General features: G+C 72.5%; 9 protein-coding genes. 3 read left to right on the top strand and 6 right to left on the bottom strand.

Features of this window, described 5'->3' with window-relative positions; genetic code table 11:
• Positions 1 to 887: 887 nt before the first annotated feature.
• From BLW57_RS04910 to BLW57_RS04925, 4 genes are all read right to left on the bottom strand, one after another.
• Complete coding sequence (locus BLW57_RS04910) at positions 888 to 3,443, bottom strand: discoidin domain-containing protein (RefSeq protein WP_093472412.1); 2,556 nt, start codon at positions 3,441 to 3,443, stop codon at positions 888 to 890.
• A gap of 138 nt (positions 3,444 to 3,581) precedes the next feature.
• The gene (locus BLW57_RS04915) at positions 3,582 to 4,385 is read right to left on the bottom strand and encodes an inositol monophosphatase family protein (protein ID WP_093472414.1); all 804 of its coding nucleotides are present in this window, start codon (positions 4,383 to 4,385) and stop codon (positions 3,582 to 3,584) included.
• Between the two features lie 91 nt (positions 4,386 to 4,476).
• Entirely contained in the window at positions 4,477 to 6,258 is a 1,782-nt protein-coding gene (locus BLW57_RS41260) for an RICIN domain-containing protein (protein WP_306822959.1), read from the bottom strand.
• A 158-nt stretch (positions 6,259 to 6,416) separates the two neighbouring features.
• A complete protein-coding gene (locus tag BLW57_RS04925; RefSeq protein WP_256339390.1) occupies positions 6,417 to 7,625 on the bottom strand; it encodes an FAD-dependent oxidoreductase in 1,209 nt (402 codons plus the stop codon).
• 157 nt (positions 7,626 to 7,782) lie between these two features.
• Between BLW57_RS04925 and BLW57_RS04930 the strand changes: the two genes are divergently transcribed.
• Complete coding sequence (locus BLW57_RS04930) at positions 7,783 to 8,790, top strand: Ppx/GppA family phosphatase (RefSeq protein WP_176985463.1); 1,008 nt, start codon at positions 7,783 to 7,785, stop codon at positions 8,788 to 8,790.
• A gap of 279 nt (positions 8,791 to 9,069) precedes the next feature.
• Positions 9,070 to 9,435, top strand: coding sequence for an acetyl-CoA synthetase (locus BLW57_RS04935; protein WP_256339391.1), 366 nt, complete (start codon positions 9,070 to 9,072; stop codon positions 9,433 to 9,435).
• Positions 9,436 to 9,465: 30 nt separating this feature from the next.
• Here BLW57_RS04935 and BLW57_RS04940 read toward each other — a convergent pair whose 3' ends face one another.
• Together BLW57_RS04940 and BLW57_RS04945 are read right to left on the bottom strand one after the other, a co-directional pair.
• Positions 9,466 to 12,102, bottom strand: a complete 2,637-nt coding sequence (locus BLW57_RS04940) for a beta propeller repeat protein (protein WP_093472415.1) — start codon at positions 12,100 to 12,102, stop codon at positions 9,466 to 9,468.
• Between the two features lie 215 nt (positions 12,103 to 12,317).
• Positions 12,318 to 12,587 (bottom strand): hypothetical protein, encoded by a 270-nt coding sequence (locus BLW57_RS04945; RefSeq protein ID WP_176985464.1) that lies wholly within the window; start codon positions 12,585 to 12,587, stop codon positions 12,318 to 12,320.
• 649 nt (positions 12,588 to 13,236) lie between these two features.
• On the opposite strand from BLW57_RS04945, the gene BLW57_RS04950 reads away from it, so the two are divergent.
• Positions 13,237 to 15,408, top strand: coding sequence for a glycoside hydrolase family 31 protein (locus tag BLW57_RS04950; RefSeq protein WP_371127845.1), 2,172 nt, complete (start codon positions 13,237 to 13,239; stop codon positions 15,406 to 15,408).
• The last annotated feature ends 2 nt before the right edge of the window (positions 15,409 to 15,410 follow it).

Genomic DNA, 15,410 nt, shown 5'->3' on the forward strand with positions numbered 1-15,410 from the left:
GAGGTGCGCGCCGCGCGGTGGCCACGCCGAGGCATACGGCCGACTCGGTGAACGCATCGGGTCGAACGCGGAAGAAAGAGTCGACATGGCTGCCGTACCGAGGTCCCCGGGCCGGGGCGTCCGAAACCGGTAACCACGGGAGATTTCCGGTCGGGGTGAAGTCGGGCCGTCTCCTGATCGAGTGCCGGGGCAGGCCCGCCGGACGCACGGGTCCGGTCCCGGAGACCGCCGGACGGGGCCAAGGCCCGCCTGCCGGACGAGTCTTCGTCAGCTGGGCCGGCTTCTTGACCCGGGTGGCGGGCGCCCGTCCGGCCGCCCGCAGAGGCCACCCTATGCGCCGGTCGGCACGGCCGCAGGTCGGGACATACCGGTCACGTGCGCGCCATGACCCGCAGGGTCTGCGGAGCTGCGTGCGCGCGGGCCCGGGAGCACCTGGCCGGCACGGTGGGTGTGCGGACGCAGGGCCCCTCAGCGCGACCGGCCTCCGCTCAGCTCCGTCCGGCCGTCCCGGCCGCCGGTCCCGTCCCCGCGCGCCTGCGCGACGGCGGCGGACAGGGCCTGGCGGACCGCCTCTCGCCGAGCCGGCCGCCGCCGACCGCAACGACGCGCATCCGGTGATGCTGCGCCGGGCCCTCGCCTACATCGACGACCACGCGGACCAGCCCGTCACGGTGGCCGACATCGCCGCGGCGGCGCATGTGACGGTACGCGCGCTGCAGTACGCCTTCCGCCGTCATCTGGACACCACCCCGGCCGTTTCGCGGGCCTCTACCGGGACACCTACCGCAGATCTCCGCACGAGACCCTGTCCGCCGACTGAGGAGCGGTCCGGGAAGGCGGCCGTTCCGGGACGGGAGCCCGGCCCCGTCCCGGAACGGCCTCGCGGACTACGGGAAGGAGGTCACCTTGGAGGGGACGGTGCTGGCCCCCGAGGTGGGTGCCCCGGTGTTGTTGACGACGTGGGCGTACTGGCCCATGCCGCCGAGCGAGATCACCTGGAGGTCGTGCATCTTGATGCCCGGGGTGGTGGGCACCTGGAAGCCGTGGGCCTGCACGATCGACGGATCGGCCGTGAAGTTGCAGTAGCTGCCCAGGCCCCAGGCCTCGTGGGTGGTGACGGTGTCGGCGACCTTGTAGGCCGCGTAGCCGACGATGCCGTCGTGGGTGACGGCGGCCGCGTTCGGGACGTCGTACGCCTTCTCGTTCTGGAAGAAGATCGTGCGGCCGCGTTCGCCGTTCCAGTAGACGTCGTACTTGTTGAAGTGCTCGACGAACAGGCCCGTGGCGAGGACGTCGTCGCCGTTGACGCGCAGTCCGTAGTCGGCGCGGTTGGTGTCCCAGCCGACGCCGCTGCCGTGGTCGGCGCGCCAGATCCAGGTGTGGTCGATGATCACGTCGTCGCTGTCGACGACCACGGAGTCGGTGGCGAGGCCGGGACCGGCACCGCCGACGCGGACGAACACGTCCTGCATGGTGGTGGGGTTGGCGGAGTGGTCGGCGCCGGCGCCGGGGGTGCCGATCCGCAGCAGGGTGCCGGAGTTGACGGAACCCGCGTCGATGAGGAAGCCGGCGAGCCTCACGCCGTCGACGTCGGCGACGTGCATCGCGTCGACGCCGTTGTCAGGGACCAGGGTCGCGAGGCCGAGCCCGAGCACGACGGTGTTGGCGCGGGTGACGTCGATGGTCCGGTCGAGGTGGTAGACACCGGGCGTGAACAGGAGGTTGAGGCCCTGGGCGAGGGCCGCGTTGATGGTGGTGGCCGTCGCGCCGGGCTTCACGACGTAGAACTGGTCGAGCGGGAGGGACGTGCCCGCGTTCGCCGGCCAGGACACGCCCCGCGCGCTCGTGCGCTTGGCGGGGACGAACACCTTGTAGGCGGAGCCGTCGAGGTAGAGGAAGGGCTTCTCCCGCGAGACGGGGGTGTTGTCCAGGGTGGTGTACGGGCCGTTGTCGAAGTCGGTGGCGGGGGCGCCCTGGACGCCGGAGAAGGTCATGTTCCACACGCCGTTGGTCCAGCCGCCGACCGAGCTGTCCCGGGTGTACCACTGCTGCTGGGAGTACGGGCCGACGGTGCCGTCGATCTTGGAGTCGGCGATGTAGCCGCCGGAGGCCCAGCCGTAGCCGTTGGGGGCGAGGTTGAGGCCGCCCTTGACGTGGATGCGGCGGAACGGCGCGGCCTGGGCCACGGCCCAGCGGTCGGTGCCGTTGGACGGGGTGATCGCGAGGTTCTCCGCCGAACGCCAGAAGTTCTGGGTGGCGTTGCCGTTGAACCAGCCGGCGTCGACGGTGACGTCACCGTTGATCTGGGTGTCGTCGGGGTTCAGGCCGAGTCCGGAGATCGAGGTGTAGAAGCCGATCTGGGCGTTGATGCCGTTGTAGGTGCCGGGCTTGAGCAGGAACTGGTAGCGGCCCGTGCCGAACTGGGCGGATTCCTGCTGGGCGAAGACCTGGTCGAACTTCTGCTGGAGGTTGGGGGTGGAGGGGTCCACGACGATGACGTTCGGTCCGAGGTCGCCGCCGCCCTGGACCGGCGGGATGCCGGTGGTGCCGGTGTGCACGGCGGCCTCCCACAGGGAGTAGCCGTAGCCGGTGCCCCGGGCGGTGCCGTAGATCCGGACGTACCGGCCGGAGCCGCTGACGTCGTAGGACGCGGTGCCGCCGGTCGCACCGGTGACGCTCTTCAGGGTGTTCCAGCTCTGCCCGTCCGACGAGGTCTGGATCTGGAAGTCCTTGCCGTACGCGGCCTCCCAGGCGAGGTCCACCTTGCAGATGTCCTGGACGGAGCCGAGATCGACCCGCACCCACTGCGGATCGGCGGCCTGGCTGGACCAGCGGGTGCCGGGGTCGCCGTCGAACGCGGCGGAGGCGGGGGTGCCTGCGTTCTCGGTGGAGGAGGCCGAAGCGGCCCTGCCCTTCGCGGCGTTGGCGGTACCGCAGTCCGGCTGCGTCGTCGATGTCGATCCGAAGACCTGGAACTCCCAGAGGGAGTAGCCCCATTGCGTGGCCCGGTGCACGCCCTGGAGGCGGACGTAGCGGCCCTGTCCGCTCACGTCGACCGTGTCGGTGCCGCCGTCCGAACCGGTGACGGACTTCAGGTCGGTCCAGGTGGCGGCGTCCTTCGAGATCTGAAGCCTGTAGTCCTTGCCGTAGGCGGCCTCCCAGTTCAGGACGACCTGGGTGACGGAGGCGGTGGCGCCGAGGTCCACCTGGAGCCACTGGTCGTCGCTCGCGGCGGAGGACCAGCGGGTCGTGGTGTTGCCGTCGACGGCGGCGGAGGCGGGGGTGCCGGCGTTCTCGGTGGAGGACGCGGTGGCCGACTTCCCCTGGGACAAGGGGGTTTCGGCCGCGGCGGCGGGACTGTTGCTCAGCGGCAGGGCGATCAGCGCGGCCATGGCGGCCAGGGCGACACCCAGGGGTCTCAGTAGTGCGCGATGTGGACTCATGCGGCGGCTCCATGCGGCTGCGGGGGCCGGAATACCGGCCCCACCACTTAGTTCATGTTTTGATTTAAGTGGTGAACCAAGCGGGCCACAAGCCTTCGGAAGCCAAATCCTTCGAACAGCGTTGCCGGTGCGGTGACTTCAGCCGGTGGAGCGGATCAGATCCAGCAGCGCGGCGTGCGTCCCGGCGTCGGCCGCGGCGACGAGGCCGCCCGCCCCGGTGAGCACGGGCTCGCCGTACAGACCGGTCACCGTGCAGCCCGCGGCCCGGCACAGCGCGATTCCGGCGGCGAAGTGCACGCTGTCGCGCAGATCGCCGTCGGTGACGTAGGCGGCCCTGCGCCCCGCGGCGACCCATGCCACCGCCAGGGTGCTGGAGATCACCCGGGGCCGGAACCGCTCGGTGAAGCCGGGCTCGCCCAGCAGGCGCACGGCCCGGAATCCGGGCGCGCTGGGAAAGGGCGGGTCGAGGTTGACGTCGACCAGCGCGGAACCGGCCGACGGGGTCAGCTCCTCGTCGGTGCCGTCCCGGCGGACCCGGGCCCGCACGCCGTCGGTCCAGAACACCTCGCCGCTGAAGGGGTCGGCCGTCGCCGCCGCCGTGACGGCGGCGCCCTCGCGCAGGGCGACGTTCACGCCGACGAGCATGGTGTGCACGGCGTAGTTGAGGGTGCCGCACAGTGGGTCGACCAGCCAGCGGCGGTATGCGCCCGCGGCACCGGTGCGTCCGCTCTCCTCGCCGGTCACCGCGTCCTGCGGGCGGGCTTCGCGCAGGATGTCCACGATGGCTTGCTCGGCGACGAGGTCGGCGGTCGTCGCGAAGTCGCCGGCGGACTTCTCGTGGCGCGCGAGGCGCTTGCCGTACAGGTCGCGCACCACCGCCGCGCCGGCCAGGGCCGCGGTCACGGCCAGTTGTGCGTCGGAGTCCCCGTTGATGATCGACATGGTCGCAGGATAGGAGGAAGTCACGGGAGGAGCCAGGCAGTCGGCTCGGACCCGCGCGGCCGGAGTGCGCCGGGCGGGCCCGAGCCGCCGTTCACCTCTCGACCGGGGTGAGGGTCAGGAGCTGTTCGGCTCCGGTGCGGCCGGCGCCGACGGAACTGCCGCTGCGGTCGGTCCAGTTGCGCACCGGCGTGGTCTCGGCGAGCCGGCCGGACCTGGCGGAGAGGCCGAGCACGAGGCCGCTGTACCGGTTGACCAGGTGGCAGGCGCCGTCGGCCGAGGCGTCGGGGATCACGAACCACTGCTGCCCGACGGTGGGTCCGCCGCCGCGCTCCGCGGTGACGGTCGGCCTGGCGCCCCAGGCCCGGCCGGCCGCGGTGGTGGAGTCGACGCCCAGGAGACGACCGCTCGCCGCGTTGGCGACGGTGAACGCGCCGTCGCCGGTCGGCCGGAAGAGCCACGCGTCACGGCCGGATCGCGCGGGCTTCGCGATCGAGGTGGTGGCGGAACCGGACGCCTGGGCGAGGTACCGGCCCGCACCGCCGGCGATACGGTGCGCGCGGCCGGTGTCCACGGGCGGGGCCGCGGGGGCGGAGGGTCCGACGGTGAGGTCGACGTACTCGCCGGAGGCGTCGTGGGAGCAGCCGAAGGAGCAGTACGACCGGAAGCTCTTGCCCACGACGGCGGAGGAGGTGCGGTTCGCGCCGTCCAGGAACCAGCGGTACCAGGAGGCGTTGGTGTACCCGCCGGTGTCGCCGATGAGCCGCCACTTCTGGGTGGCCAGGTCGTCGGTGGCGTACAGGTACTGCGGTGAGCCGCCGCTCTGGTCGACGGCCTGCGGGGTGCCGATGTACAGGCCGAGGTAGGCGTCGTAGGCGATGTTCATCACGAACAGCGGCGAGGTCGGCGGCATCTTCCCGGCCGCGATCTGCTCGGCGGACGTGCCGGTGTTCGCGGGGTCGTACTCGTCGGCGACGGGGGTGTAGCCGGTGGGGTGGCCGGCGTCGGCCGGGACGATGTTGCTCTCCCGGCCGCCCGTTCCGGGCTGCGTCCAGGCGCCGTCGTACCACTTGCGCCAGGAGCCGGGCGCCATCTTCCCGGCGATCGGCGCGCGCGCCACGTGCTCGTAGAACGCCTTCCAGCTGCCGCCCTTGTCGACGATCCGCGAGCCGTAATAGACGTAGAAGTAGCCCGAGGCGGTGTCGACGAACAGGCGCTGGTCGCCGTCGCCGTAGGAGTACGTCTGGTTCGGGAAGGCCGACGTGTCCCCGCGGCCGGTGCTGTACGGGGACGTGATGACATGGTCCTCGATGGTCCAGGTGCGGCCCTGGTCGGTGGAGACGGCGTAGTCGATGGCGTCGTAGTGCAGTCCGTCGCCGAAGGGGCGCGGGGTGAACTCGTTGTGCACCAGGCCGTACCAGTCACCGGTGTCCGGGTCGACCCACACCCCGGACAGGTCGCAGTAGTTCTTCCTGGCGTAGCCGGAGCCGCTCGGGGCGTACGTCGCCTCACGGCCGGTGGGGCTGTTCTCGCACCGCCAGGTGGTGTCGTCGTTGCGGTCGGCGGGGTCGGCCGGGTCGGCCGCCTCGCTGAGCTTCTTGTCGTAGCCGGCGGTGTCGAAGTCCTTGCCGGTGTAGAAGTCCCAGACCCGCGGGTCCTGGGCGCCGTAGAGCGCGGCGGACTGCTGGTAGTGGAAGGTGCCGTCCTTGTCGATGAACGGGGTGGCGGGGGTGTCCGTGGGGTGGGTGAAGGGCACGGGGGCGCCGACGGTCACGCGGTAGGTGGCGCCGGCCGGGACCGGGGCCGCCGGGGAGGCTGTGCCACCGCCCAGGACCAGGGCGGCGGCCGCGGTCACGGCGCCGCCTGCTCTGCTCAAGAGTCGCACGGGTGCTCCTTGTCGCCGAAGGGCCGGTTGCACGGAACGATCGGGCCCCGGCGGATTCCCCGGCAATGGACTCCAGTGCTCCGCCTCTTGCACTTTCGCGAGCGGACGCGCCCCGGGCGTTCGCGGGTGGGCGAGCGGGAGCGCGCCGGTCAGTCCGCCGCGGGCGGGGCGGCCGGGAGGGCGGTGTCCCAGGCCAGTTGGCGGATCAGGTCCTCGTCCGGCGCCGTGGGACGGGCCGCTCCGCCGGCCGGACCGGCCGCGGTTTCGGTGGCCGGGCGGGACGGAGTGCGGGTGCCGCGGGAGATGCCCCCGCTGACGGTGATGTTGTGCTCCGCCCGCGGGCGGCGGTGCCGCTCGTACGCGGCGAACGCGCTGCGCGGGTCGGGCAGGTCGCGCAGGGCCTTGGCGAGGACGACGGCGTCCTCCAGGGCCATGGAGGCTCCCTGGCCGGTCGCCGGGGAGGCCGCGTGGGCGGCGTCACCGATGAGCAGGACACGTCCGGAACGCCACGTGGCGCCCAGCGGCAGCTCGGTGGCGTTGGTGACCATGATGCCGTCGTCGGCGGCCTCGACCAGCTCGGCGGCGGGCGTGGCGTCCTTGCGCAGCAGCGGCAGCAACTGCCCGCGCAGGGCGGCCGACGGACCGCCAGAGGCGCCGGCGGGCAGCGGGACTCCACCGACCCGGGCGAACCAGTACGCCTCGCCGGCCGGCGACACCGCGTATCCGAAGGCGGCCTCGCTGCCCCGCACCATGGTGATGGTGCCGGCAGGACCGGCCACGGGGGCGGCGGTGGTGTAGCCGTAGTAGACACGCTGTCCCGCGTACCCCGGCCTGACGCCGGGTGTGATGAGCCGCCGGACGGTCGAGTTCAGCCCGTCGGCGCCGACGAGGAGGTCCCCGGTGGCGCTCGTGCCGTCGGCGAAGCGGGCGGTGACGCCGTCCGGGCCGTCCGTCACGGACTCCAGCCGGGCGCCGTGGCGCAGCGGGATGCCGCGGCGGGCGGTCTCGCCCTGGAGGGCGGCGTTCAGCTCGCCGCGGCGCAGGCAGCGGTAGCGCAGGGCCGGGTCGGCGGCCTCGCCGAGCGGTGCGTGCGCGGCCTCGGCGCCCTGGTGGTCGAGCAGGCGCAGGGAAGTCAGCGGAAAACCGACGGCCGTGACCGCGTCGGTGGCGTCCAGCTGGGCCAGGGCCCGCATGCCGTTGCTCGCCAGGGTCAAGAAGGCGCCGATGTCCTCGGCCGTGTCGGGGTGGGACTCGAACACGGTGACGTCGTACCCGGCCTTGCGCAGGCCCAGCGCGGTCGCGGTGCCCGCGATCCCGCCGCCGATCACCAGGACTTTCGTGACAGCCGTTCTGGTCAAGTACCGCTCCCCTGCCGACAGTGGTCGTGCCCATCTAAGGGCAGGGCGGGCCGTATGCGCGCATAGGGGGCCGAGATCCGGACAGCTCCGGGAGGCTGTGCACCGGCACGCCCCCCGTGCGAAGCGTCGAGGTCGTCGAACTGGGTACTTCCCGGCCATGCGGGTGAGTGTGGTGGACGCGGGGTCGAACACGGTCAGACTGGTGATCGCGGATGTGGAGGGGGGTGTTCCGCTGCCGGTGCACACCGTCAAATGGAAGCTGCGCCTGTCCGAACATGTCGGTCCGGACGGCACCATCGCCGAGGAGGCGGTGGAGCAGCTGGTCAAGGCGGTGGCCGCGGCCGGCGCGACGGCCCGGCGGTGGCACGCCTCGGGGCCGCTGGCCTTCGCGACGGCGGTGGTGCGCGGCGCGCCCAACCGGCAGGAGATCCTGCACCGGGTGGCGTCGTCGACCGGGATCCGTATGTGCACGCTGCCGGGTGAGACCGAGGCCGAACTGACCTTCCTGGCCGCGCGGCGCTGGCTGGGCTGGAACGCGGGCCCGCTCGCACTGCTCGACATCGGCGGCGGCTCGCTGGAGGTGGCGTTCGGCAGGGGCCGGCTGCCCGACTTCGCCGTCTCCCTGCCGCTCGGCGCGAGCCGGCTGACGCGGGAGCACTTGAGCGTCCAGGACCCGCCCGGGCCCGGTGAACTGAAGGAACTGCGCCGCCGGATCCGGCACGAGCTGCGGGACGTGGCCTCGCGGATCCGCTGGGAGCGGCCGCGCACCGCTGCCGTCACTTCGCGTACGTTCCAGCAGCTGGCCCGGTTGTGCGGGGCCGCACCGGGGCGGTTCGGCCCGTTCGTGGAGCGGGAGTTGGCCTGCGGGGACCTGGGCGAGGCGGTGCGCCGTCTCGCCGCGCTGCCCACCGTCGAGCGGGCCCAGCTGCCCGGGATCTCCGCGCCGCGCGCGGCCCAGAGCCTGGCCGGGGCGGTCGTCGGGCACACGGCGCTCAAGCTCATGGGGCTGCGCCGGGCCGTGGTCTGCCCCTGGGCGATCCGCGAGGGCGTCCTGCTGCGCTACATCGAGGACGGCGCCGACTGGTGGACCGACGCCACCGGCTCCGACGGCTCGGACGCGCCGCCCCCTACGGCGACCCTGCGCATAGCCGGTCCGCCCGCGTAGCCGGTGCCCGGCTCCGTGCTCACGGCGGTGGCCGAGGCATGTTGGTGGGGAGCGGACCGAGACCGGGAGGTGGCCGGCATGCGGTGGTGGACCCTGGGGGGTGCGGTCGCCGCGATCGTCGTGGTGGCCGGGTGCGGGGCGTCGTCGGAGCGCGGTGGGCAGGCCGGTGCGTCCGCAGGCGGGTCGGCCCGGCCGCCGGAGTCGGCGTCGTCGGCCCAGAGGTCCTCGCCGCCCGGTCCCCCGGTGTCCCCGGGCGTCTCCGTGCCTGGTTCTTCGGCCGTGCCGGATTCATCGGCCGTGCCGGGGCGCTGCCTCGCCGGGCGGGCCGAGCTGGCCGTCTCCCCCGGCGATCCGGTGCGGCGGCGGTTGTGCGTGCGGCCCGGGACGGTGGTGACCCTCGTGCTGCGGCCCCGGGTGGACGACAAGCGCTGGGAGAGGGTGCGGAGTTCGGCCCCCGCCCTCGTCGTCGCGTCCGGCTGGCGCCTGGACGCCGACGGCACCGCGCACGCCGCCCTGCGCTCTGCGGGCGCCCGGGGAGGTGAGGCCCGGGTCACCGTGGCCGCCAGGGCGCCGGACGTGGCGGGTGCGACCCGCCCGGTCTTCACGCTGGACGTGCGCGTGGTGCCGTACCCGCGGGAGGGGTGACCCGGCACCGGCCGGATCACCCCTCGGCGCTCAGCGCAGGTGCCTCAGCCTGACGGAGTAGATGCCCCGGCCGTGCGTGGCGGCGTACAGCGTGCCGCCGTCGGGGCTCGTCTTCAGCTGGAGGACGGCGACGGCCGGCAGGTCGCCGACGCGCTGCCAGGTGGTACGGCCCGGCGCCCGGTACACCACGCCGAGGTCGGTGGCGACGGCGAGGCCGCCGTCCGCCGTGACCAGCGCGGAGTCGGTGGGCACGTCCGGCAGGTCGGCCGAGATGTCCTTCCAGGTGGTGCCGCCGTTCGTGGACTCGAAGACATGGCCCACGCCGGCGCCGGGACCCTCGGTCCAGTGCCGGGAGAAGCCGTTGACGGCGAGGAAGACGTGGTCGGCGTTCTTCGGGTCGACGGCGAATCCGCTCAGATAGCGGTTGGGTACGGTGCCGTCGACGGGCAGGGTGATGTCATGCCAGCCGGTGCCGTCCGCGTTGCCGACGGCGATGCCGCGGGCGAAGCCCTGGTTGTTGCAGGGGCCGCACCATGCGGCGTAGATCCTGCCGCCGGAGGCGGCGACGGCGGTGGCGTACCGGCCCGCGCCGAAGTCGTGCGCGCTGGTCCACTCGGAGCCGCTGCGGATCGCGTAGCCGTGGTTCTGCACCCAGACGTGACGGCCGCCGGCGACCCAGGCGGCGGGATTCTTCAGGTCGGCCGCGAGCGGCGCGATGAAGCGGGCCTCACCGGTGGCGTTGTCGGGCGGCGCGACACCGTACGAGGTGGCCTTGGCGGGGTCGCTCACCCAGCTGCCGTCGTTCACGGCGCAGTTCTGGGTGACCTGGACGGCGAGGTAGACGTACTCCTCGGCGATGTTGCAGCCGTTGCCGGGGTCGGTGAGGGTGTCACCGCCGTCGCCGCCGAAGTTGGAGCCCATCACCTTGTCGTCGCTGCGCAGTACGGACTGGCCGTTGTCCTGGAGGCCGCCGGTGACGGACAGGCCGCCGTGGTCGGGGTCCTTGCCGATGCCGACCGAGTAGTACTGGAGCGTGTCGATCGTGCCGTCGTTGAGGGACGTCCAGTCGGTGGCGTGGCCGGAGGCGTCCTGGGAGCCGTCGACCGGGCGCTTGTAGACGCCGCCGTCGTTGCCGACGTACACGTACGACTTGCCGTGGTGCCGGCCGATCGCCACCCCGTGCTGGTCGGAGTGGGTGGTCTGGTGGCAGTCGCCGGTCTGCTTTGCCGGGTCGATGCTCCAGCAGGAGAAGCCGAAGTTCCAGTACGGGCCGACGGTGGACCAGGTGGCGCCGCCGTCCTTGGTCTCGTAGACCTCCTCCAGGCCCGCGTAGACGTGCCGCGGGTCGCTCGGGTCGACGGTGAGGAACTGGTTGTACCAGGCCTGGACGCCCGGCATGAATCCGGGTGAGGTCAGCGCCGAACCCGAGGCGGCGAGGCCCTTGTAGTCGGCGATCTTCGTCCAGGGCCCGGTCGGCGAACCGGACTTGGAGACGAAGATGCCCTCCAGGCCGCTGTCCGGGTTGGTGTTGAGCTGCTCCGGCGACTGGTCGATCGCGTAGTAGCGGGAGCCGTCGGCGGAGCGGGCGAAGGTGACGCTGCCGACGCCGTCCGCGTCGGCCGGCAGGTCGCCGAGGCCGCTGGTGATCCGCGTCCAGGTGTGACCGGACCTGGTGTAGAAGCCGTTGTAGTCGTCGCCGCTGCGCCAGCCGATGGCGAGGACCACCTTGGCGGGGTCCTTGGGGTCGATGGCGATGTCGTTGGCGATGTTCTTGTACGGGGCGTCCGGGTCGTGGGCCCGCGAACCACCCGGCAGGAACTCGGGGTTGGGCGCGAACTCCAGTTTCCACGCGCCGCTCAGCTTGCGCGTGGAGTGGCTCCACACGCCCTTGCTGGTGGCCGCCCACACCTTGCCGCCGCCGAAGCGGAGTTCATGGATGGTGGTGCTGTCCAGCTCGTCGCCGCCGACCCGGCCGCGCGAGGAGAACGTGCCGTGGTGGGGGTGGGTGAGGACGTACACGCCGCTGCCGAGGTAGGCGTCCGCGTTCGTGGTGGCCTCTCCGGTGCCCAGCCACAGCCGGCCCGATCCGTCCAGTGCGAGGGCGCCGGTGGACTGGGCGGGGAGCCGGTCGCTGATGGGCCGCCAGTGGCCGCCTCCGCCGCGCGAGCGCCACACGCCGCCGCCGGCGCTGCCGGCGTAGACGTAGCCGTCGTCGTCGGCGGCCATGGCGGCCATCCGGCCGGTGACGTCGCCGGACCCGCCGCTGGAGTTGGAGTCGATGTCGCGGTAGCGCCGGTCGTCGGAGTCGTACGGCAGGCCGGTGAGGTGGCGCCAGTCCCCGCCGGTGCTCCTGAGCCTGGTGAGGTCCCGCCAGGCGGCGCCGTAGGCGCCGGGTGCGACGACCCCGGGTGAAGTACGGGCCTCGGCGTACTGGTCGGCGCCCTCGGCGATCTCGTTCGCCTCGTCGCCGTCGTCGTCCGCCGCCAGGTGCGGTGCGACGGCGCCGATCGACTGCTCGCGTTCGTGGGCGAGTTGAGCGAGGACGCGGACTCCGAAGGGGTTCACCCCTCGGCCGGACGCGGCTGACGGGGGGATCACCGCCAGTGCTGCGGACGCGGTGAGCGCACAGACGGTGGACCACCGTCTTCTGCGGGTTGGCACGGACACCAGGCCTCCCGGATCGGGTGTCGACACTGCTGACGCAGGAGACCCGACCACAAGGACCGGTGCACGTCCGACATTTGGCCGATTCTTGACACGTACCTGCCAGTAACGAGCACTCGACAGACGTGCGGCCGCCCCCTCCCGGACGTTTCCCGGGCGCCCGCCCGCGCACACGCCGGGCCGGCCGGGCTCTCCGCGAGCGGGCGGCCGAGGGCCGGTCAGGAGTCGCGCGACCGGCCCGGCACCGGACGACCGGGGCGACTCAGCAGGCCGCCCACCGCCTTCAGCAGCCGGTCGGCGGGGTCGCGCGGCCCCGGGTGCGCGAGCACCGTGTTCCACAGACCGCGGACCGGCCCGCGCCACAGGTGCCGGGCCGGCGCCACCGGACGCGGACGGGTCGCGAAGCTCTCCCCGACCCGCAGGTCGCGCGATTTCAGCCGGTCCTCAGCAGTAGTGCCGTTCAGGTCGTAAGCGGTGAACCAGGCCACCGGCACCGTGCCGGACCGGGGCCCGGATGCGCCGAGCCGGCCACGGTATTGACATGAACCTGCGTCAACCCTGAGGCTTCGTGCGTGAAGTTGCTCGAATGACGGCGATTTCAAGCTCTTCCGAGCATCTTCTGTAAGGACAGACAATCCGCAAGGGTGCGAGGGGAGCTGTTCCGCCGTGCGAAGACTCCGACATCGTGTGCCGTGGCCGGCCTGGGTGCCGCTGGGGCTGGCGACCGCCCTGGCCGCGACCGTGCTGGCCGGCCCGGTGCCCGCCGAGGCCGCCGCCACCGCTTCGGGAGCCGTACTGGATCCGGCCCACAGCAGCGTCGAGTGGCGCAGCCCGGTCTACGCCAAGGGCACCGGCGGCGGCACCGATAGCTGCCCCGACGTCGCCGCCGACCCCGAGAACAAGGTCTGCGACCGCTTCGACCTGACCGTCTCGGTGCCGGACGGCTACTGGGACGACAACCCCGAGGGCGGCGTCCCGCTGTCGGTCGAGTGGGACAGGCCCTCGGCCGACTTCGACCTCTACGTCTACGACGACCACGGCAAGCAGGTGGCGTCCAGCGCCGGCACCGCCGACCCGGAGGCCACGGTGATCCCGCGGGCGTCGGGCACGTACCACCTGGTCGTCGTCCCGTACGACGTGCACGACGACTCCTTCACCGGCACCGCCTACCTGCCCGCGACCACGGACGCCGGTGACCTGACGTCCTTCTCGGGCCGTGACGGCAGCTACACCATCGGCGCGGGCGACCTCACGGCCCGTGCGGACTTCCTGAAGGGAGGCAGGCTGCGCCTCCAGGCCGACCCGTCGGGCTCGCTGGGCGATCCGGCCGGGACCGCCATCGTGCGCGAGCGGCCGGAGCCCGAGCGGCGCACCTCGACCTTCGACGCGGGCGACTACTACGGCATCCGCTCCCCGGACGCCGTCCTGCGGGTGTACAAGAAGCCGCTGCGGTTCGGCCTGTACAAGCCCGACGACCGCACCCGGATCTGGCAGGAGGACAAGCCGCTGCGCTGGTCGACCGGCGGCATGCGGCAGAGCCTCGCGCGGGGCGCGGACGAGCAGTTCTTCGGGGGCGGGGAGCAGAACGGCAGCTTCTCGCACCGCGGACGGACGATGTACATGGCGAACAGCTTCGACTGGAACGAGGGCGGCTACAACAACTCCCAGCCCTTCTACCTCTCCAGCGCGGGCTACGGCGTCTTCCGCAACACCTTCGCGCCGGGCGTGTACACCTTCGGCTCGCCGGTCACCACCGGTCAGCAGGAACGCCGCCTGGACGCCTACTACTTCCTCGGAAACGCCAAGCAAGTCATCGGGAAGTACACGGCGTTGACGGGCAGGCCCTTCATGCCGCCGGTCTACGGCCTCGAATCCGGCGACTCCGACTGCTATCTGCACAACGCCAACCGGGGCGAGCGGCACACCCTGGACGCGCTGAAGGTCGCCGACGGCTACACCGAGCACGACATGCCGCTCGGCTGGATGCTGGTCAACGACGGCTACGGCTGCGGCTACGAGAACCTGGAGCAGGCCGCCAAGGGCCTCGCGGACCACCACGCCCAGCTCGGCCTGTGGACCCAGGACGGCATCGGCAAGCTCGCCGACCAGGTCAAAGCCGGCCAGCGGGTGGCCAAGCTGGACGTGGCCTGGGTCGGCAACGGCTACAAGTTCGCGCTGGACGCCTGCGACGCGGCCAAGAAGGGCATCGAGGACAACAGCGACGCTCGCGGCTTCGTGTGGCTGCCGGTGTCCTGGGCGGGCGCCCAGCGCTGCGGGGTGCTGTGGTCCGGCGACCAGAAGCTGTCCTGGGACTACATCCGCTGGCAGATCCCGACCTACGCCGGAGCGACCATGTCCGGCATCGCCTACAACACCGGTGACGTGGGCAGCATCTACCGCCACGACGCCAAGATGTACACCCGTGACCTCCAGTGGAAGGCCTTCCTGCCGGCCGTCATGACCATGGACGGCTGGGCGAGCGACATCACCACGGGCAAGCCCGCCGATCAGCAGCCCTGGCTGGACGGGGAGCCGTACACCTCGATCAACCGCAAGTACCTCCAGCTGAAGGAACGGCTGCTGCCGTACATGTACACCCTGTCTGCCCAGGCGGCGAAAACGGGCGTGGGCGCGGTGCGACCGCTCTGGCTGGAGTACCCGGGCGACCCGGACACCCTGGGCGGACAGGCGAAGTACGAGTTCCTGTCCGGCCCCGACTTCCTCGTCGCACCCGTCTACCAGGACTCCGGCACCCGCGACGGCATCTACCTGCCGAAGGGCACCTGGACCGACTACTGGACCGGCCGCACCTACCGCGGGCCGACCACGCTGAACGGCTACCACGCCCCGCTGGACACGCTCCCGCTCTTCGTCCGCGAGGGCGCCGTCGTGCCCATGTGGCCGAAGGGGACGACGAGTTGGCAGAGCCGCGACCGGCACGAGCTGGACTGGGACCTGTACCCGGCCGCCCACGGCACGAGCCGCTACACGCTGTACGAGGACGACGGCGTGACCCGCGACTTCGCCAAGGGCGCCGCCGCCACGCAGCGGGTGTCGGTGCGCGCGGACGCCCGGCGGACGACCGTGCGGGTAGGTGCGAGCCGGGGCGACTACGCGGGCAAGGTGGACGAGCGGACGTACCGGTTCACGGTGCACGGCGGCTCCGCACCCGCACGCGTCCTGCTCGACGGCGGTCAACTCCCGCGCACCGCTTGGTCGTACGACTCCGGCAGCCGCGTCACGACGGTCACGACGCCGAGCCGGCCGCTGGACCGGGACTTCACCGTACGGCTGGTCGGCGGGAGGTAAAG

It is taken from the genome of Streptomyces sp. 1222.5 (genome assembly GCF_900105245.1).
Lineage (GTDB): Bacteria > Actinomycetota > Actinomycetes > Streptomycetales > Streptomycetaceae > Streptomyces > Streptomyces albidocamelliae.